The organism is Jiangella rhizosphaerae (assembly GCF_003579925.1).
Classification (GTDB): Bacteria; Actinomycetota; Actinomycetes; order Jiangellales; family Jiangellaceae; genus Jiangella; species Jiangella rhizosphaerae.
This window is the reverse complement of sequence record NZ_QUAL01000050.1, coordinates 42,965-60,739: the sequence shown is the minus strand read 5'-3', so window position 1 is coordinate 60,739 and position 17,775 is coordinate 42,965. Positions and strand designations below refer to the sequence as shown.

The 17,775-nt window shown below is 72.8% G+C and carries 14 protein-coding genes and 1 pseudogene; 7 read left to right on the top strand and 8 right to left on the bottom strand.

The genetic code is table 11. From position 1 onward, the window contains the following. Window positions 1–315: pseudogene (locus DY240_RS31710) on the top strand (ribonuclease D); the annotation flags it as partial. A gap of 26 nt (window positions 316–341) precedes the next feature. Here the strand turns inward: DY240_RS31710 and DY240_RS06065 are convergent. The 4 genes from DY240_RS06065 to DY240_RS06050 form a co-directional block, all read right to left on the bottom strand. Next, the gene (locus DY240_RS06065; protein WP_119659054.1) at window positions 342–911 is read right to left on the bottom strand and encodes a dihydrofolate reductase family protein; all 570 of its coding nucleotides are present in this window, start codon (window positions 909–911) and stop codon (window positions 342–344) included. A gap of 109 nt (window positions 912–1,020) precedes the next feature. Next, entirely contained in the window at window positions 1,021–1,608 is a 588-nt protein-coding gene (locus tag DY240_RS06060) for a GNAT family N-acetyltransferase (protein ID WP_119659053.1), read from the bottom strand. Window positions 1,609–1,613: 5 nt separating this feature from the next. Continuing rightward, window positions 1,614–2,264, bottom strand: a complete 651-nt coding sequence (locus tag DY240_RS06055; RefSeq protein WP_119659052.1) for a GNAT family N-acetyltransferase — start codon at window positions 2,262–2,264, stop codon at window positions 1,614–1,616. A gap of 58 nt (window positions 2,265–2,322) precedes the next feature. Then, window positions 2,323–3,738 carry a protoporphyrinogen/coproporphyrinogen oxidase gene (locus tag DY240_RS06050; RefSeq protein WP_119659051.1) on the bottom strand — a complete coding sequence of 472 codons (1,416 nt, stop codon included), beginning with the start codon at window positions 3,736–3,738 and terminating at the stop codon, window positions 2,323–2,325. Window positions 3,739–3,835: 97 nt separating this feature from the next. Between DY240_RS06050 and DY240_RS06045 the strand changes: the two genes are divergently transcribed. From DY240_RS06045 to DY240_RS06035, 3 genes are read left to right on the top strand one after another with little or no spacing between them, the layout of a single operon-like run. Continuing rightward, window positions 3,836–4,558, top strand: coding sequence for a DNA alkylation repair protein (locus tag DY240_RS06045; RefSeq protein ID WP_119659050.1), 723 nt, complete (start codon window positions 3,836–3,838; stop codon window positions 4,556–4,558). A 21-nt stretch (window positions 4,559–4,579) separates the two neighbouring features. Next, window positions 4,580–5,806 (top strand): thiolase family protein, encoded by a 1,227-nt coding sequence (locus DY240_RS06040; RefSeq protein WP_119659049.1) that lies wholly within the window; start codon window positions 4,580–4,582, stop codon window positions 5,804–5,806. Beyond that, window positions 5,806–7,914 carry a 3-hydroxyacyl-CoA dehydrogenase NAD-binding domain-containing protein gene (locus tag DY240_RS06035; protein ID WP_119659048.1) on the top strand — a complete coding sequence of 703 codons (2,109 nt, stop codon included), beginning with the start codon at window positions 5,806–5,808 and terminating at the stop codon, window positions 7,912–7,914. Before DY240_RS06040 ends, DY240_RS06035 begins: the two co-directional genes overlap by 1 nt. 42 nt (window positions 7,915–7,956) lie before the next feature. On the opposite strand, the gene DY240_RS06030 is transcribed toward DY240_RS06035, so the two are convergent. After that, on the bottom strand, window positions 7,957–9,135 hold the full coding sequence (locus DY240_RS06030; RefSeq protein WP_119659047.1) for an AI-2E family transporter: 1,179 nt from the start codon (window positions 9,133–9,135) through the stop codon (window positions 7,957–7,959). A gap of 3 nt (window positions 9,136–9,138) precedes the next feature. Further along, on the bottom strand, window positions 9,139–11,055 hold the full coding sequence (dxs, locus tag DY240_RS06025; RefSeq protein ID WP_119659046.1) for a 1-deoxy-D-xylulose-5-phosphate synthase: 1,917 nt from the start codon (window positions 11,053–11,055) through the stop codon (window positions 9,139–9,141). Window positions 11,056–11,172: 117 nt separating this feature from the next. Between dxs and DY240_RS06020 the strand changes: the two genes are divergently transcribed. Continuing rightward, on the top strand, window positions 11,173–11,667 hold the full coding sequence (locus DY240_RS06020; protein WP_119659045.1) for a hypothetical protein: 495 nt from the start codon (window positions 11,173–11,175) through the stop codon (window positions 11,665–11,667). 267 nt (window positions 11,668–11,934) lie between these two features. Next, window positions 11,935–12,402, top strand: a complete 468-nt coding sequence (locus DY240_RS06015) for a hypothetical protein (RefSeq protein ID WP_119659044.1) — start codon at window positions 11,935–11,937, stop codon at window positions 12,400–12,402. 58 nt (window positions 12,403–12,460) lie between these two features. Here DY240_RS06015 and DY240_RS06010 read toward each other — a convergent pair whose 3' ends face one another. Together DY240_RS06010 and DY240_RS06005 are read right to left on the bottom strand one after the other, a co-directional pair. Beyond that, window positions 12,461–13,486 carry a type IV toxin-antitoxin system AbiEi family antitoxin domain-containing protein gene (locus DY240_RS06010; RefSeq protein ID WP_119659043.1) on the bottom strand — a complete coding sequence of 342 codons (1,026 nt, stop codon included), beginning with the start codon at window positions 13,484–13,486 and terminating at the stop codon, window positions 12,461–12,463. Between the two features lie 115 nt (window positions 13,487–13,601). After that, window positions 13,602–16,397, bottom strand: a complete 2,796-nt coding sequence (locus DY240_RS06005) for an aconitate hydratase (protein ID WP_119659042.1) — start codon at window positions 16,395–16,397, stop codon at window positions 13,602–13,604. A 175-nt stretch (window positions 16,398–16,572) separates the two neighbouring features. Here DY240_RS06005 and DY240_RS06000 point away from each other — a divergent pair, with 175 nt between their 5' ends. Further along, window positions 16,573–17,736, top strand: a complete 1,164-nt coding sequence (locus DY240_RS06000; protein WP_147375206.1) for a hypothetical protein — start codon at window positions 16,573–16,575, stop codon at window positions 17,734–17,736. Window positions 17,737–17,775 lie beyond the last annotated feature (39 nt).

Below are 17,775 nucleotides of genomic sequence, written 5' to 3'. Positions count from 1 at the left end.
CGGGCCTGGGCCGCCCGCCAGCCCGACGCCGCCGCCCGGCTGGCGGCCGCGCGCGCCCGCGTCACCGAGATCGCCGAGGCCAACGGGCTGCCGGTCGAGAACCTGCTGACACCCGACACCCTGCGCCGGGCCGCCTGGCAGCCGCCGACGCCGCTGACGCCCGAGACGGTCGGCGAGCTGTTCCGCTCCCGAGGGGCGCGGGAATGGCAGATCGAGCTGACGGCGGCCGCCGTCACCGAGGCGTTCGCGAACCCCACGCCGACCCCGGCCCCGGCCCCGGCCGGGAACGGCGACGCCGACGCGCCCGCCACCTGAGCTGCCGTGCGGGCGTGTCGCGCGGGTCAGCCGTTCCTGATCGCGTAGCGCACCAGCGCCAGGCCGTTGCCGAACGCGGTCGCCTCGACCAACTCGAGGTCGTGCGCGTCCTCGAAGACGCGCGTTCCCCTGCCCCGCGACACCGGGCAGACCAGCATGCGGACCTCGTCGACGAGGCCGGCGTCCAGCAGCGAGTGCATGAGGGTGAGGCTCCCCCACAGCCAGAGGTCCTTGCCATCCTGCTGCTTGAGCTCCCGGACGGTGGCGACCGGGTCCGGCGTCACCGTCGCGGCGGGAAAGTCGCCCCACGGGGCGTCGGCCAGCGTCGACGAGGCGACGACCTTCGCGAGGCCGTTGAGCTTCCGCCCGTACTCGCCCTGGTCGTCGGCGGTCGGCCAGTAGCCCACGGACTGGGCGTAGGTGGTCGCGCCGAGGATCATCGTGTCGACGGAGTCGATGAACCCCATGACGGCGGCCTTGAACACGGGGTCGGACTTCTCCGAGAAGGGCTCGACCGACACGAAGCCGAGCCCGCCGTCCTCCTCCGCGGCGATGTTGTCGACGGTCACCCACTGCTGAACGATGAGCTTGCGCATGCCGGTCTCCTTGTCGTCCCGCGGCCTGTCGTGGCGCGTGTGACCCTGGGACGGAGCCGATCGCCCGTTCTCGACACCTCGGCCGCGAGAATCCACGAGGATCCGCGAGTCACTCGTAGGCGAGGTACCGGCCGGGCTTGTCCGGTTCCGCGATCTCGAACCGCAGCTCGAGGTCGGTCCGCCCGATCATCTCGACCTGCTGGGTGAACTGCTCGTTGGTGACGAAGAGGTGCCCGCCGAGGTTCCAGTCGCGCGCCAGCCAGGTCCGCAGGGCGTCGAGCAGCACCCGGTCCAGCTGCGCGGCCAGCCGCGACTTGCGGACCCAGAAGTAGACCGCGGCGGCGTAGTCGTCCCACCGGTGGTCGCCGACCGGCGTGATGCGCGCCCCGGCGAACGACCGCGCGTCGGTGGGCATCAGGTAGACGCAGCCGAGACATTCCGTGCCGGCCGGGTTCAGCACCGTGTAGGTGTAGGCCTTGCGCTCGGTGTGCCGCTGCTCGAGCCCTTCGAGGTCCGCACGGTTGCCGTCCACCGTGAAGTCGTCCGCGGGCCAGCCGCTCTGCTCCCAGGTGCGCAGGTACTCGCGGCTCTCCATGACCGCGGCGTAGTCGAGCTCGACGTCGGCGACCGTGATCGGGCGGAGCACGAACTCGTCCGTCGTCAGGCCATCGGCGGGTTCGACGTTCTCCAGACGCATGACGCTCACTCCTCTCCGGCGCCCAGCAGGGACAGGCAGGGCTCGAGGCCCTCGATCGTCGCCTCGACACTGCGGTGCTCCTGCCAGGCTTCGCGGCTGAGCCGGAACCGCTGCTCCAACGCCAGCTTTCCCCGCGACACGCCACGGCCGATCCCGTTCTCGGCATAGCCGAGCTTGCGCGACACGGCCAGCGACGCGTGGTTGTGGACGTAGCCGACCGACACCGCCTCGTCGGCGCCCAGCCCGGCGAAGGCCAGGTGCAGCATGGCCGCGCGCATCTCGGTGCCGATGCCCTGCCCCTGGTGGCGCAGCCCGAGCCACGACTCGGAGTGGACCTGCCGCTGGATCGCGAAGTCGTCGGCCTCGACCTCCTGGACGCCCACCGGCACGCCGTCGAGGAACACGGCCAGGTTCAGCGCCCAGGAATCGGGCCTGAGCTCCGACAGCGTCTTCCAGTGCCGCTGGACGACCCGGCGGGCCAGCTGGTCGGGCGGCAGCTCGGTCCACGGGTTCCCGAACGGCATCGTGTCCGGGTCGTGGATGCCCTCGACGGCCAGGTCCGCGAGCGCGGCCAGCTCGTCGGGCGCGGGGTACCGCAGCTCCAGCCTGGGGGTCCGCACCCGCAGGCCGAGGACCGGGAAGTGATCGATCAGCATCGCCGCAGTGTGCCCCGTGGGCTCCGGCGGCGCCAGCCAATAACCGGGCTACGGAGCCTCAGCTGAGCCCGTCGGTGTATCCGGAGCGGGCGAACCGCTCGCGCGCCACCGTCCACGCGTACCGGTCGAACCGGCCGTCGTCGCGGATGGCGTCGACGGCGCCGTAGGCCATGAGCAGCGCCTGGTCGATGTTCTCGAGCACGAACAGGCCCTGCCGGCCGAGCGTGACGACGCGGCGGATCATGCGGGCCCAGGTGTCGACCTCGCTGAGGTCGTGCTCGTAGCCGACCCGGTAGATCGGGTGCACCTGGCCGATGCGGCGGCTCTCGACGTGGACGCGGTTGACCTTCGGCAGCCCGGTGAGCCCCAGCGTCTCGTCGACGAGGTCGGCCAGCGACTCGTCGTCGAGCCCCCATACGTCGTCGGTCATGGAGCACGGGATCTCGGCGCACAGGACGGACCGGCCGGCGGGGTCGGCGGGGTTGTCGCGGTAGTTCGCCGGCTCGGAGATGCGGATGACCGGCGTGCGCGGGTCGGGGATGTCGTGGGAGTCGTGCGGACTCCACCGGCCGCCCTCGTGGACGACGTAGACCAGCAGCATCGCGCGGTAGCGCAGCCGCGCCGACGACTCGATGGACGTCAGCGACGGTGCCGGCCGGGCGATGCGGGCCAGCACCGGCAGCGGCAGCGTCGAGAACACCAGCCCGCCGGTGATGACGTCGCCGTCCTGGGTGCTGACCTCGACCTCGTCCTCGGTGACGCGGACGCGGTCGACCTCGGCCTCGCACCGGATGTCGACGCCCGCCGTGACGGCCGCGTCGGCGAGCGCCTCGACCAGCTGCCCGAAGCCGGTGCGCGGGTAGTAGTAGCCACCGCCGGTCGCCGACGTGCCGCGGGTGCGGCTGCGGCGCAGCGCCCGTGCCGCGACCCGCCAGGTGCCGAGCCGGTCGGTCTGCCGCCGCGCCTGGTCGGCGCTGATGCGGTCGCCCGGCATGCCCCACAGCTTCTCGGCCAGCGGCCCGTAGACGCTCTCGTAGAGCGCCGGCCCGACGCGGCTGCGCACCAGGCCGCCGTAGGTCTCGCTCTCCTCGCGACGGAACCGCGACACCGCGGAGTCGCGGGCGACCTTCGCGAGGAACGACGCCGGCAGCCGCCGCGCGACCTCGTCGGCCCGCAGCGGGAGCGCCAGCCACTGGTCGCCGACCCGGATGCGGCTGTTCCGCCGCCGCTGCTGGAGGTCGTCGCCGAGCAGGGCGCGCAGGTCGTGCAGGAGTGCCGGCGCGGTGTTGGGGTCGAGCCGATGTGACCCCTGATCGACGCGCACGCCGCCCACCTCGAACGACGCGGCCAGCCCGCCCACGTGGTCGGCCCGCTCGAGCAGCGCCACCTTCATGCCGCGCTGGGCAGCCCGCCACGCGGCGGCGAGCCCCGCGGGCCCCGCGCCGATCACGATGAGATCGTACGAGCCGGTCATGTGAAGGCTCAGCCTAACGACCCCGCCTCCGCGACACGCCGCCACCCGCGCGGAGGACCGTCACGGACGCGAACTGTGACGCCCTAGCGTTGCGGTCATGGTCACCGCCGACGCCGCCCTCGCCGACGCCGTCCGGACGGCGCTGCGCGAGGTCGCCGACCCCGCGGCCGCCGAGCCGATGCGCGCCTACATGAAGTCGGAGATGCCCTTCCTCGGCGTCCCCAAGCCGGTCCGCACCGCCGCGCTCAAACCGGTCTTCGCCGCGCACCGGCTCGACGACGGCGACAGCTGGCGGGCCGCGGTCCTGCGGCTCTGGGACGGCGCGCAGTTCCGCGAGGAGCGCTACGCCGCCGTCACGCTGGCGCAGCTCGAGCCGTACGCCGCCTTCGCCACCCGGCCCGGCACCCTCGACCTCTACGACCACCTCGTCGTCACCGGCGCGTGGTGGGACCACGTCGACGAGGTCGCCATCCGCTCCGTCGGCCCCGTCCTGCGGCTGCACCACGACACCGTCGCCCGCGCGATCAGGCGGTGGGCCCGCGACGCCGACCGCTGGCGCCGTCGGGCGGCGGTCATCTGCCAGATCGGCGCCAAGGCGCGGACCGACACCGCGCTGCTGGCCGAGGCCGTCGAGGCCAACGCCGCTGACAAGGACTTCTTCCTGCGCAAGGGCATCGGCTGGGCGCTGCGCGAGTACGCCAAGACCGACCCCGGCTGGGTGCGCGCGTTCGTCGCCGCGCACGAGGCCGAGCTGTCGCCGTTGTCACGCCGCGAGGCACTGCGTAACATCGACCCACCGAGTATTGTTACTCGTGGGTAGCTTCGATCCGAGGAGGGCCACGTGCCACGCTCCACCAGGCCTGTTCGCGACGTCCTGTTCGTCGACGGCGTCCGGACGCCGTTCGGCAAGGCCGGCCCCAAGGGCATGTACCACGAGACCCGCGCCGACGATCTCGTCATCAACTGCATCCGCGAGCTGCTGCGCCGCAACCCGAGCCTGCCGCCCGAGCGCGTCGACGACGTCGCCATCGCCGCGACGACGCAGCTCGGCGACCAGGGCTTGACCATCGGCCGGACGGCCGCGCTGCTGGCCGGGCTGCCCAAGTCGGTGCCCGGCTACGCCATCGACCGCATGTGCGCCGGCGCCATGACGGCCGTCACGACGACGGCCGGCGGCATCGCGTTCGGCGCCTACGACGTCGTCATCGCCGGCGGCGTCGAGCACATGGGCCGCCACCCCATGGGCGAGGGCGTCGACCCCAACCCGCGCATCCTCGCCGAGAAGCTGGTCGACCCGTCCGCGCTGGTCATGGGCAGCACGGCCGAGAACCTGCACGACCGCTTCCCGCACCTCACCAAGGAGCGGGCCGACGCGTTCGCCGCGGCCAGCCAGGCCAAGTACGCCAAGGCGGCCGCCGACGGCAAGATCCAGCCCGACCTCGTCCCCGTCGCCACCCGCAGCGTCGAGCAGGGCTGGGGCCTGGCGACGGCCGACGAGCCGCCGCGCCCCGGCACCACCGTCGACGACCTCGCGGGCCTCAAGACGCCGTTCCGCCCGCACGGCCGGGTCACCGCCGGCAACGCCGCGGGCCTCAACGACGGCGCCACGGCGGCCCTGCTGGTCAGCGACGACGCGGCCGCCGAGTTCGGGCTGACGCCGAAGATGCGGCTGGTCTCGTACTCCTTCGCCGGAGTCGAGCCCGAGGTCATGGGCGTCGGCCCGGTCCCGGCGACGGAGAAGGCGCTCGCCAAGGCCGGCCTCACCATCGACGACATCGGGTTGTTCGAGATCAACGAGGCGTTCGCCGTGCAGGTGCTGGCCTTCCTCGACCACTTCGGCATCGCCGACGACGACCCACGCGTCAACCCCTACGGCGGCGCCATCGCCGTCGGCCACCCGCTCGCCTCGTCCGGCGTCCGGCTGATGAACCAGCTGGCCCGCCAGTTCGAGGAGCACCCCGAGGTCCGCTACGGCGTCACCACCATGTGCATCGGCATCGGCATGGGCGGCACCGTCGTCTGGGAGAACCCCCACCACACCGACTACGCCCAGGAGGCCGCGGCCTGATGACCACCGACCTCGCCACCGTCTTCCCCGACGAAGTCGTCACCACCTCCCACGTCCGCTTCGTCGAGCTGCCGCTGGGCGCCGGCAAGGCCGCGCTGATCACGCTCGACAACGGCCACGACCACACCAAGCCGAACACGCTCGGCCCGGCCACGCTGCTGGGCCTGGAGAAGGCCATCGACACCGCCTACGCCGAGCCGGGCGTCGTCGCCGTCGCCGTCACCGGCAAGCCGTTCATCCTGGCCGCCGGCGCCGACCTCAAGGGCATGGCGCTGGTGACGGAGCGGTCGCAGGCGGTGGCGCTCGGGCAGCTCGGCCACCGGGTGTTCGGCAAGCTCGCCGACGGCCCGGTGCCGACGTTCGCCCTGATCAACGGCCTGGCGCTGGGTGGCGGGCTGGAGATCGCGCTGCACTGCACCTACCGGACGGTGTCCAAGGCGGCGCAGGGCATCGCGCTGCCCGAGGTCTTCCTGGGCCTCGTCCCGGGCTGGGGCGGCGCCTGGCTGCTGCCGAACCTCATCGGCGCCGACCGCGCGGTCACCGTCATCGTCGAGAACGCCCTCAACCAGAACCGCATGCTGCGCGGCCCGCAGGTGGCCGAACTCGGCATCGCCGACGTCACGCTCGACGGCGCCGACTTCCTCGAGCGGTCGCTGCACTGGGCGGCGCAGGTGCTGCGCGGCGACGTCGAGGTCTCGCGGCCGGACGTCGACCGGTCGGAGGCCGCGTGGGAGGCCGCCGTCGCGCGCGGCCGCGCCGCCGCCGACGGCCGGCTGCACGGGGCCACACCCGCGCCGTACCGCGCGCTCGAGCTCATCTCCGCCGCGCGGACGGCGACCCGCGAGGAGGGCTTCGCCGCCGAGGACGAGGCGCTCGGCGACCTCATCATGGGCGACGATCTCCGTGCCGGTGTCTACGCGTTCGACCTCACCCAGCGCCGCGCCAAGCGGCCGGCCGGCGCACCCGACAAGGCGCTGGCCCGTCCGGTCACGAAGGTCGGCATCGTCGGCGCCGGGCTCATGGCCAGCCAGCTGGCGCTGCTGTTCGTCCGCCGGCTCGAGGTGCCGGTCGTGCTGACCGACCTCGACTCCGAGCGGGTCGAGAAGGGCGTCGGCTGGGTGCACGCCGAGATCGACAAGCTGGCCGCGAAGGGCCGGCTGTCTCCCGACGCGCGCAACCGGCTGACCGCACTGGTCAGCGGCTCGACCGACAAGGCCGTCTTCGCCGACGCCGACTTCGTCATCGAGGCCGTCTTCGAGGAGATGAAGGTCAAGCAGCAGGTCTTCGCCGAGCTGGAGGCCGTCGTCTCCCCCGAGTGCGTGCTCGCGACCAACACGTCGTCCCTGTCGGTGACGGAGATGGCGTCCGGCCTGCAGCACCCGGAGCGCGTCGTCGGGTTCCACTTCTTCAACCCGGTGGCCGTGCTGCCGCTGGTCGAGGTGGTCCGCGCCGGGGCGACCGACGACGCGACGCTGGCGACGGCGCTGGCGGTCGGCAAGACGTTGAAGAAGTCGTGCGTGCTGGTCAAGGACGCGCCGGCGTTCGTCGTCAACCGCGTGCTGACCCGGTTCATCGGCGAGATCACCCGCGCGGCCGACGAGGGGACGCCGTTGGAGGTCGCCGACAACGCGCTGGCCCCGCTCGGCCTGCCGATGACGCCGTTCGTCCTGCTGCAGCTCGTCGGCCCGGCCGTCGCCCTCCACGTCGCCGAGACCCTGCACGACGCCTATCCCGACCGCTTCCCGGTGTCCGAGAACCTGCGCCGGCTGGTCGCGGCCGGCAAGCCCGGCATCTGGTCGTGGAACGAGCAGGGCAAGCCGTACCTCGACGACGCGACCGCCGCGCTGTTCGAGCAGGGCGACGTGGTGCTGACGGCCGACGAGGTGCGCGAGCGTGCGCTCGCCGCCGTCGCCCAGGAGATCCGCCTCATGCTCGACGAGGGCGTGGTCGCCGAGGCGCAGGACATCGACCTGTGCATGCTGCTCGGCGCCGGCTGGCCGTTCCACCTGGGCGGCATCACGCCGTACCTCGACCGCAGCGGCGTGGCCGAGCGCGCCACCGGCCGGCGCTTCCTCCCGCCCGGCGTCGCCAGCGTCGTCCGGAGCTGACGCCGGCACCCCCGGCGGGCCGGCGGCGGGACAGATCGGCGCTTAGCGCGACGGCGACTGCAGCGGCGACGGCGGGTCGGCCGAGGGCGGTGCGGTCGCCTCCGCGGGCGGCGGTTTCTCGCCCTCGCCGGGCGATACGACGCCCTCGGTCAGTTCACGCGCCCGGGTGACTCGTCGCCAGGCCAGGACCGCCGCCACGATGGCGCCCGTCACCGGGACGGCGAGGAACAGCCCGACCAGGCCGAACGCCGCGGCCGCCGCCGTGGTGAGGATCAGCGTCACGACGGGGTGGAAGTTGAGCGCCCGTGACATGAGCAGCGGCGACAGCACGTTGCCCTCGACCTGCTGCACGATGATGACGATGACCAGCGCCCACAGGGACGTCGTGAACCCGCCGGAGAACAGCGCCACCAGCACCGCGACGGCGCCGGCCAGCGTCGCGCCGACCAGCGGGATGTAGGCCATGATGAACGTCAGCGCGCCGATCGGCACGGCCAGCGGCACGTCGAGGATCAGCAGCCCGACGCCGATCAGCACGCCGTCGACCAGGCCGGTGAGGGTCGAGGCGTAGAACCAGTTGCCCGCGGTGCGCATCGACGCCCGGAAGGCGGCGTCAGCCGGATCGCGGTGGTCCGGCGCCAGCGCGCCCACGAACTGCTTCCACAGCTTGTCGCCGCTGGTCAGCGCGAAGATGGCGAAGAACGTGGCGATGAGGATGACGGTCGCGAAGTTGCCCACCAGCGACAGGCCGCCCACGGCCGCGCTCGTGACGTCGCCGAGCACGTCGCCGAGCCTGGACTGCAGTTCGCCGAGGAGATCCTGGACGCTCTGCGTGTCCATGCCAAACGGCCCGCCCTCGAGCCAGTCGTTGATCTCGTTGATCGAGCCGGTGACGGCGTCGACCATGCGCGGCCAGGAGTCGACCACCTCGGTGATGACGAACACCAGCAGCCCGGCGAAGAAGGCCAGGAACAGCAGCACGCACAGCAGCGCCGCGAACACGGCCGGCACGCGCTTGCTGCGCAGCCAGCGGGCCAGCGGCCACAGCAGCGCCACCTCGGCGAAGCCCAGCACGACCGCCGTCGCGATGAACTGCACCTGCAGCACCAGCCACATCGCGGCGGCGACGGCCACGCCGATGACGAGCAGGCGCCCGGCGATGACGGCCTCGGGCCGCAGCCAGTCAGGGTCGGGGCGGCGTCCAGCGGGAGTGGTGGCCACCGATCACACCGTCGTCGTGCGGTCGTGCGGCGTGCTGTCGAGCGCCGCGACCAGCCCGGACACCTCGCGCGCCAGGTTCTGCGCCGTCAGCCCGGCGGCGGCCAGGATCTCGTCGCGCTTGGCGTGGTCGAGGAACTGCTGAGGCAACCCGTAGTCGCGCAGCGGGACGGTGACGCCGGCGTCGCGCAGCACCTGGGCCAGCACCGAGCCGACCCCGCCGACGCGGCCGTTGTCCTCGACGGTCACCACCAGCCGGTGCCGCCGCGCGAGCTCGACGAGCGCGTCGTCGAGCGGCTTCACCCAGCGCGGGTCGACGACGGTGACGCCGACGCCCTGCGCCTGGAGCCGCTTCGCGGTGTCGACGCCGACCTTGCCCATGGCGCCGACGGCGACCAGCAGCACGTCGCGGGTCTCGCCGCGGGCCAGGACGTCGACCGCTCCGATGCGCTCCAGCGCCGGCACGTCGGGCCCGACCGCGCCCTTGGAGAACCGCACGACCGTGGGCGCGTCGTCGACGTCGAGGGCCTCGGCGAACTGCTCGGCCAGTTGGTCGCCGTCGCGCGGCGCGGCCAGCCGCAGCCCCGGCACGACCTGCAGGATCGACAGGTCCCACATGCCGTTGTGCGACGGGCCGTCGTTGCCGGTGACGCCGGCGCGGTCGAGGACGAACGTCACGCCGGCCTTGTGCAGGGCGCAGTCCATCAGCACCTGGTCGAACGCGCGGTTGAGGAACGTGGCGTAGACCGCGACCACCGGGTGCAGGCCCATGGCCGCCATGCCGGCCGCGGACGTGGCCGCGTGCTGCTCGGCGATGCCGACGTCGAAGCAGCGGTCCGGGAACGCGCGCGCGAACGGCTCCAGCCCGGTCGGGCCCAGCATGGCCGCCGTGATGGCGACGACGTCGGGCCGCTCGCGTCCGGCACGCACGAGCGCGTCGCTGAACACGTCGGTCCACTCGCGCACCGGCTTGCCGGCGGGGGCGCCGGTGACGGGATCGAACGGCCGCGGGCTGTGCATCTGGTCGGCCTCGTCGCGGACGGCGGGGTCGTAGCCGAACCCCTTCTGCGTCAGGCAGTGCACGAGCACGGGTCCGCCGAACCGCTTCGCCTGGGTGAGCGCCTGCTCGACCTGCGCGCGGTCGTGGCCGTCGATGGGCCCGATGTACTTCAGGCCGAGGTCCTCGAACATGCCCTGCGGCGCCAGCAGGTCCTTCAGGCCCTTCTTGACCCCGTGCAGCGCGTCGTAGAGCGGCTGGCCGACCAGTGCGGTGCGGCCCAGCGTCCGCTTGACGACGTCGAGCGCCTGCTCGTAGCGCGGGTCGGTGCGCAGCCCGGTGAGGTGCCGGGCCAGCCCGCCGACCGTCGGCGAGTACGACCGGCCGTTGTCGTTGACGATGATGACCAGCGGCCGGCGGTCGGGACCGGTCTGCGGCCCGCCGGCGATGTTGTTCAGCGCCTCCCAGGCCATGCCGCCGGTCAGGGCGCCGTCGCCGATGAACGCGACGACGGTGCGGTCGCGCTCGCCGCGCACGGCGAACGCCTTCGCCATGCCGTCGGCATAGGACAGCGCCGTGGAGGCGTGCGAGTTCTCGACCCAGTCGTGCTCGCTCTCGGCCCGGCTCGGGTACCCCGACAGGCCGCCGGACTGCTTGAGACGGCTGAAGTCGTGCCGCCCGGTGAGCATCTTGTGCACGTAGGCCTGGTGGCCGGTGTCGAAGACGATGGGGTCGCGCGGGGAGTCGAACACCCGGTGCGCCGCGATGGTCAGCTCGACGACGCCGAGGTTGGGTCCGAGGTGACCGCCGTTGGAGGCGCAGGTCGCCACCAGCCGGTCGCGGATCTCCGCGGCCAGCGACTCGAGCTCGTCATCGGACAGCGCCCGCAGATCGCGGGGGTCCTTGATGCGGTCGAGAAGTCCCACGCGTGCCGCCTCCAAGTCGCGCCGGTGCTGACTGCCGAGTCTAGATGGCGAACGGCTTTCGATCACGTTCAGGTGTCGTTGTTGAGCACGCGCCGTGCGGGCCACTACCCTGCCGCTGTGTCTCACGAGGAACGGGCGTGGGGGCCGGTCGGCCGACTGGGACGCCGGGCCACCGGCTCCATCATCGCCGGAGTCGGCAGCCTGCTGTGCGCGCTGAGCGCGTACATCGCGTGGTTCGACGGCCGCGCGCCGCACGACCTGCCCATCCGGCACCTGGCCGAGACCGGCGCGCCCGGCCTGGCGACCGGCTACTGGACGTCGGTCGCGGCGCCGCTGGCGGTCGTCGGCGCGCTGGGCGCGCTCGGGGCGCTGATCCGGTTCCGGTTCCTGCTCGGCCTGGCCTGGATGGTCGGGGTCGCGACGCTCGCGCTCTGGGGGCTGATGCGCGCCATCGGCACCGCGACGGACAACGCCCCGGCCGGCGTCGGTGCCGGCGCCGGCGTGTGGGTGTGCGCGGCCGGGCTGCTGGCCATCCTCGTGGGCATCGTCGTCATGGGACCACGCAAGGAAGAGGTCGACGCCCCGCTGTCGATGTTCGGAGACGACAGCTGATGCCCTGCGGCGCCGGGCGGGCCTGACCGAGCTGCGTCCGGCGGGAGCGGTTCGCGCCTGCTGGGCGGCCGGGCCGGTCGGAGCCGGGCCCGTGGGCGGCGGCTGGGCGGCCCGCCTGCGAGTTCGTCGTCACGGGGCGAGCGGCGGCACTTCGCCGCTCTGACGTGCGCGGCCTCGGCGGGCGTGGCACAGTGGAGTGGCGGACGGCGCCGCACGGCGCGAGGCCGCGGACGAGTCGTCTGGACCCTCGACGAGGAGGCGATCCACATGACCACACGTCAACGTGCCGCCGGCGCCGTCGTCGCCGTGCTCGGCGCCCTGGGTGTCACGGCCAGCGCGTATCTCGACTGGTACGGCGGTCGCGATGCCACCGAGATCCCGCTCGAGCGGCTCTTCCAGACCTCCGTCTCCGGTGCGCCGTCGTCGTACTGGAACTCGATGGCGCTGGCACTCGCGGTGGTGAGCGTGCTGGGCGTGGTCGGCGCGCTCCTGCTGTCGCGGTTCGTCCTGTTGCTGGGCTGGCTGATCGGCGCGGCGACGCTGGTGCTGTGGATCGTCATGTCCGCCAACGACGACTCGCTGTCGGTGTCGGCGGGCGACATCCAGACCGGCGCCTGGGTCTGCGCGGTGGCGCTGCTGGTCCTCCTCGCCGGCATCATCGGCATGGGCCGCGGCCGACGGGCCCGCGACGACACCGCCGAGCGCGTCGACCCCGTCCCGCCGCCCGCCCCCTGACGCCCCGGGCCCGGCGTCACGTCTTGGGTCTGGGTCACGTGTTGGGTCTGCGTGGCGCTCAACGGCCGGATTCGTCCGGAGGACGCCACTCAGACCCAGGACGATGCGGCGCCTGGCCGCGCCACCACGGCACCGGCCGAGGGCGCACCGGGCACCGCTCGATCACCCGGGCGAACCGCTGCGCCAGCAGCGCGCGGTCGTGCCGGGCGAGCTCCCACCCGTACCGCACGACGTCGAGGCCTGCGTCACGGAGTCGCCACTCGCGTTCCCTCTGGTCGGCGATGACCCGACCGGCGTCCAACCGGCCGTCGTACTTGAACGACCCGTCGCCTTCGAACGCCAGCCACCGGTCGGGGAGCAGGTGGTCGAGTCGATATCTCCGTCCGCCGGCCTCGACCCAGGCGTTGGACACCGGCACCGGCAGTCCGTGCTCGAGGAAGGTCAGCCGGCCCAGCGTCTCCAACGGGCTCTCCGCGAAGCCGTCGGCCTGAGCGACCACCAACGCCGCGGAGCGGATTCCACGCCAGCGTGTCTGGAACTCCACCACCGCTCGCAGGTCCGCCGCCGTCACGCCCGCGGACAACGCTGCGTCGGCCACCACCAGCGCCTCGGCGTGCGGTGACGTCCGGGCGATGTCGACGACGGTCCGTGGCAGGGACGTCACGCGGCATCCGTTGGCGTACGCGCGATGGTGCGGCGGGAACGCCACGGGCCGGAGCCGCCCGGCGACGTTGTCGCTCGGTGCTCGGGCGCCGGCCGGAACCACCGCCAGCGGCTGGGACGGCGGAGCGCCGACGGCCGGCAACCCGAGCACCGCCACCGCCGACCAGCCGGCGGCCGCGGCGGGCGGGCCGCAGGCCAGCGTGAACGCACGTGACCGCTGGGCGAACGCCGCCCACTCGACGGCGCCCATGTCATCGGCCGCGGCCGCGTACACGCCCTTCGCGAGGCGGACCAGGAGCCCGGAACGCGTCAGCCGCACCAGCCGCGACCTGCTGATACCTCGCGATTCGGCTTCGGCGACGCTGAAGACGCCGTGCCCCGCGCGGAGCAGGCGGCTGACGTCGTCGGGCAGCGTTCGCATGCCACCAAGATCAACAGATCCGAGCGGCGGTCGCCACCGCCGAACCCGGAAATGTGGACGACACGACGTCGCCGGCCGGCCTGTGGACGACAGACCGGCCGGCGACGGGTGACGATCAGAGCAGGCTGCGCAGCACGAACTGCATGATGCCGCCGTGGCGGTAGTAGTCCGCCTCCCCCGGCGTGTCGATGCGCACCACCGCGTCGAACTCGACGTCGCCGGCCCGCACGCGCACCGTCGAGGGCGTCTCGCCGTCGTTGAGCGCCGTCACACCGGTGATCTCGAACGTCTCCTCACCGGTCAGCCCCAGCGACTCGGCGTTCTGACCCTCCGGGAACTGCAGCGGCAGGACGCCCATGCCGATCAGGTTGGACCGGTGGATGCGCTCGTACGACTCCGCGATGACCGCGCGCACGCCGAGCAGCGCCGTCCCCTTCGCCGCCCAGTCGCGCGACGAGCCCGAGCCGTACTCCTTGCCGGCCAGGATGACCAGCGGCACGCCGGCCTCCGCGTAAGCCACCGACGCGTCGTAGATGGTCGTCACGGGCGCGTCCGGCTTGGTGAAGTCCCTGGTGAAGCCGCCCTCGGTCCCCGGCGCGATCTGGTTGCGCAGCCGGATGTTGGCGAACGTCCCGCGGATCATCACCTCGTGGTTGCCGCGCCGCGACCCGTACGAGTTGAAGTCGCGCCGCTGCACTCCGCGCTCGGACAGGTACGTCCCGGCCGGCGAGTCGGCCTTGATGGCGCCCGCCGGGCTGATGTGGTCGGTCGTCACCGAGTCGCCCAGCTTGGCCAGCACCCGCGCGCCGGAGATGTCCGTCACCGGCGACGGCGTCACGCCCATGCCCTCGAAGTACGGCGGCTTGCGCACGTACGTGGAGTCGGCGTCCCAGGCGAACGTGTCGCCCGACGGCGTCGGCAGCGACTGCCACTGCTGGTCGCCGGCGAACACGTCGGCGTAGTCGCGGGTGAACATCTCGCTGGCGATGGCCGACTCGACGACCTCCTCGATCTCCGCCGGCGACGGCCACAGGTCGCGCAGGTAGACGGGCTCGCCGTCGTTGCCGGTGCCCAGCGGCTCGGTGGTGATGTCGATGTCCATGCTGCCGGCCAGCGCGTACGCGACCACCAGCGGCGGCGACGCCAGGTAGTTCATCTTGACGTCGGGGTTGATGCGGCCCTCGAAGTTGCGGTTGCCCGACAGGACGGAGACGACGGCGAGGTCGTTCTGGTCGACGGCGGCCGACACCGCCTCGGGCAGCGGGCCGGAGTTGCCGATGCACGTCGTGCAGCCGTATCCGACGAGGTGGAAGCCCAGCTTCTCGAGGTACGGCGTCAGGCCGGCGCGCTCGTAGTAGTCCATGACGACCTTCGAGCCGGGCGCGAGCGTCGTCTTGACCCACGGCTTGCGGTTGAGGCCGCGCTCGACCGCCTTCTTGGCCAGCAGCGCCGCCCCGATCATGACCGACGGGTTCGACGTGTTCGTGCAGGACGTGATGGCCGCGATGACGACGGCGCCGTGGTCGATCTCGCACTCGGTGCCGTCGTCGAGCGTCACCGTGATGGGCGCCGACGCGCGGCCCTCGGCGTTGACGGCGGCGGACGCCAGCGCGGGCGCCGGCTCGTCCTCGCCGTTGGCGCCGACCGCGATGGGGTCGCTGGCGGGGAACGACTCCTCGACGGCCTCGTCGAGCTTGGTGTGCGGGCCGTCGTCGTGCGCCACGTAGTCGCGCAGCGAGGTGCGGAACGCCGTCTTCGCGTCGGTGAGCGAGACGCGGTCCTGCGGGCGCTTCGGGCCGGCGATGGACGGGACGACGGTGCCGAGGTCGAGCTCGAGGTACTCGGAGTACGTCGGCTCGTGCGCGGGGTCGTGCCAGAGGCCCTGCTCCTTCGCGTACGCCTCGACCAGCGCGACCTGCTCGTCCGACCGGCCGGTGAGGCGCAGGTAGCGGACGGTCTCGTCGTCGATCGGGAAGACGGCGATGGTGGAGCCGTACTCGGGGCTCATGTTGCCGATGGTGGCGCGGTTGGCCAGCGGGACCTCGGCGACGCCCGGGCCGTAGAACTCGACGAACTTGCCGACGACGCCGTGCTTGCGCAGCATCTCGGTGATGGTGAGGACGAGGTCGGTGGCGGTGGCGCCGTCGGGCAGGCTGCCGGACAGCTTGAAGCCGACCACGCGCGGGATGAGCATGCTGACCGGCTGGCCGAGCATGGCCGCCTCGGCCTCGATGCCGCCGACGCCCCAGCCGACCACACCCAGGCCGTTGACCATGGTCGTGTGGCTGTCGGTGCCCACGCAGGTGTCCGGATAAGCAACGGTCGTCGCGCCCTGTGTCCTCGTGTAGACGGTGCGGGCCAGGTGCTCGATGTTCACCTGGTGCACGATGCCGGTGCCCGGCGGGACGACCTTGAAGTCGTCGAACGCGCCCTGGCCCCAGCGCAGGAACTGGTAGCGCTCCTTGTTGCGGCCGTACTCGAGCTCGACGTTGCGGACGAACGCGTCTGGCGCGCCGAACACGTCGGCGATGACTGAGTGGTCGATGACCAGCTCGGCGGGCGCCAGCGGGTTGATCTTCGACGGGTCGCCGCCGAGGTCGCTCATGGCCTCGCGCATGGTGGCGAGGTCGACGACGCACGGCACGCCGGTGAAGTCCTGCATGACGACGCGGGCCGGCGTGAACTGGATCTCGGTGTTCGGCTGCGCGTCGGCGTCCCAGTCGACCAGTGCGCGGACGTGGTCGGCGGTGATGTTGGCGCCGTCCTCGGTGCGCAGCAGGTTCTCCAGCAGGATCTTCAGGCTGTACGGCAGCCGGCCCACGTCGCCCGCGGCGGCCAGCCGGTACACCTCGTACGAGGCGTCACCGACCTGCAGGGTTCCCTTCGCACCGAAGCTGTCCTTGCTGGTCACGTTCGATCCCCAACCTCTCGCGTCATGGTTCGCTGCGCTCAATCGTCGCGCACGGCGGGGACGCCGGCGCGCTGAGGCTCGCCTAACAGGAAGTCTCTTGACTTCAAGATATCACGTCGAGATTTCCTTCGCCCCCGCTGTCACATTCGGCCTTCCCGATTGACCCATAGGAGGTGTGAAGACATGGATGCTGCTGTGGATGGTCGTGCTGGCTGTGGCCGGGTGCGCGGGTGGCGTGCGCCCGGCCGCCGACGACGTGGGGCCGCTGGCCGGTGCCGCTCCGGCGGTCGCGAAGGTGGGTGCCGCGACGGGGTCAGGGTCGCCCTCGCGGCCGGTTCCGGTCGAGGTCACGCCGGGCGCGGCGGTGTTGCTGCCGGCCGATGACGTCGGCCGGATGGAGTCGTTGACGCCGCCGCTGCGGCTGGTCGCGCCGGCCGCCACGGTGACGGTGGAGGCGGCGGGCGAGTGGGACCTCAGCGCCCGCGACGACGGTCTCGTCGCGCGGGTGTGGCGGGTCAGGCTCGCCGCTCCCCCGCCGCTCGCGCCGTCGGCCGATCCGTTCCTCACCGGCACCGGTTCGGACCAGCCGCCGCGCGACGCCGCGACGACGCTCTGGCTCGACACCGGATCCGAACGACTGCCGGTCACCCGCCAGGGCGTCGACGAGCCGGTGGTGCTCCCCTGCGACGAGCTGCCCTGCGGCGACCGCCGGCCCGAGGTGCACCTGCTGGCCGCCGCGACCGCCGACGACGCCGCGCCCGCCCTGGTGGCCACCGTCGACGGGGTCGACCAGCGGCTCGACCTCCGCACGGGCGACGTGACGTCGTCGGTGTCCAGGGTCGCGTACGACCGGCCCACCAGCGTGCCGGTCTCGGTGCCGGTCTGGCCGCCGCGGACCATAGCCGTCCGCACCGAGGCGCAGCTGGAGGCCGAGTTCGGCACCGGCGCCGGCGACCTCACCCGCGGCGGGCTCGACGTCGGCTACGGCGGTCATGTCGCCGAGGCGTACCTGTCGCCGTTCGATCGCTACGAGGGCTGGGCGCCGCCGGGACACGCGTGGCTCGTCATCCGGGTCGACGACCACCTCCGCCAGCCCGCCAACACCTCCTGGCGGGCCGAGCTCGACGCCGCCGCCAGCTGGACCGTCGCCCACGACGCCGGCCTGGCGACGCCCGCCTACCCGCCCGCGCCCTCGAACGTTCTCGCCTTTCTGGTCCCCGACGACGTCCGTTCGGTGACCCTCGCCTACCGACCCACCGGCACTGTCGGACTTCCGCTCGACGCCCAATACGAGTTCCGGGCACCCGAACCGCTCACCGCGGAGGTGCCCCTCCCATGACGACCACGAGCTCTGTCCCGGCTCTGCCGCAGGGTGCGG

What these genes read in the sequence shown, in the direction of transcription:
- DY240_RS06065 (WP_119659054.1), bottom strand. Translation starts at nt 911, where the DNA reads ATGCGCAAGCTCATCGTTCAGCAGTGGGTGACCGTCGACAACATCGCC.
- DY240_RS06060 (WP_119659053.1), bottom strand. Translation starts at nt 1,608, where the DNA reads ATGCGTCTGGAGAACGTCGAACCCGCCGATGGCCTGACGACGGACGAG.
- DY240_RS06055 (WP_119659052.1), bottom strand. Translation starts at nt 2,264, where the DNA reads ATGCTGATCGATCACTTCCCGGTCCTCGGCCTGCGGGTGCGGACCCCC.
- DY240_RS06050 (WP_119659051.1), bottom strand. Translation starts at nt 3,738, where the DNA reads ATGACCGGCTCGTACGATCTCATCGTGATCGGCGCGGGGCCCGCGGGG.
- DY240_RS06045 (WP_119659050.1), top strand. Translation starts at nt 3,836, where the DNA reads ATGGTCACCGCCGACGCCGCCCTCGCCGACGCCGTCCGGACGGCGCTG.
- DY240_RS06035 (WP_119659048.1), top strand. Translation starts at nt 5,806, where the DNA reads ATGACCACCGACCTCGCCACCGTCTTCCCCGACGAAGTCGTCACCACC.
- DY240_RS06015 (WP_119659044.1), top strand. Translation starts at nt 11,935, where the DNA reads ATGACCACACGTCAACGTGCCGCCGGCGCCGTCGTCGCCGTGCTCGGC.
- DY240_RS06010 (WP_119659043.1), bottom strand. Translation starts at nt 13,486, where the DNA reads ATGCGAACGCTGCCCGACGACGTCAGCCGCCTGCTCCGCGCGGGGCAC.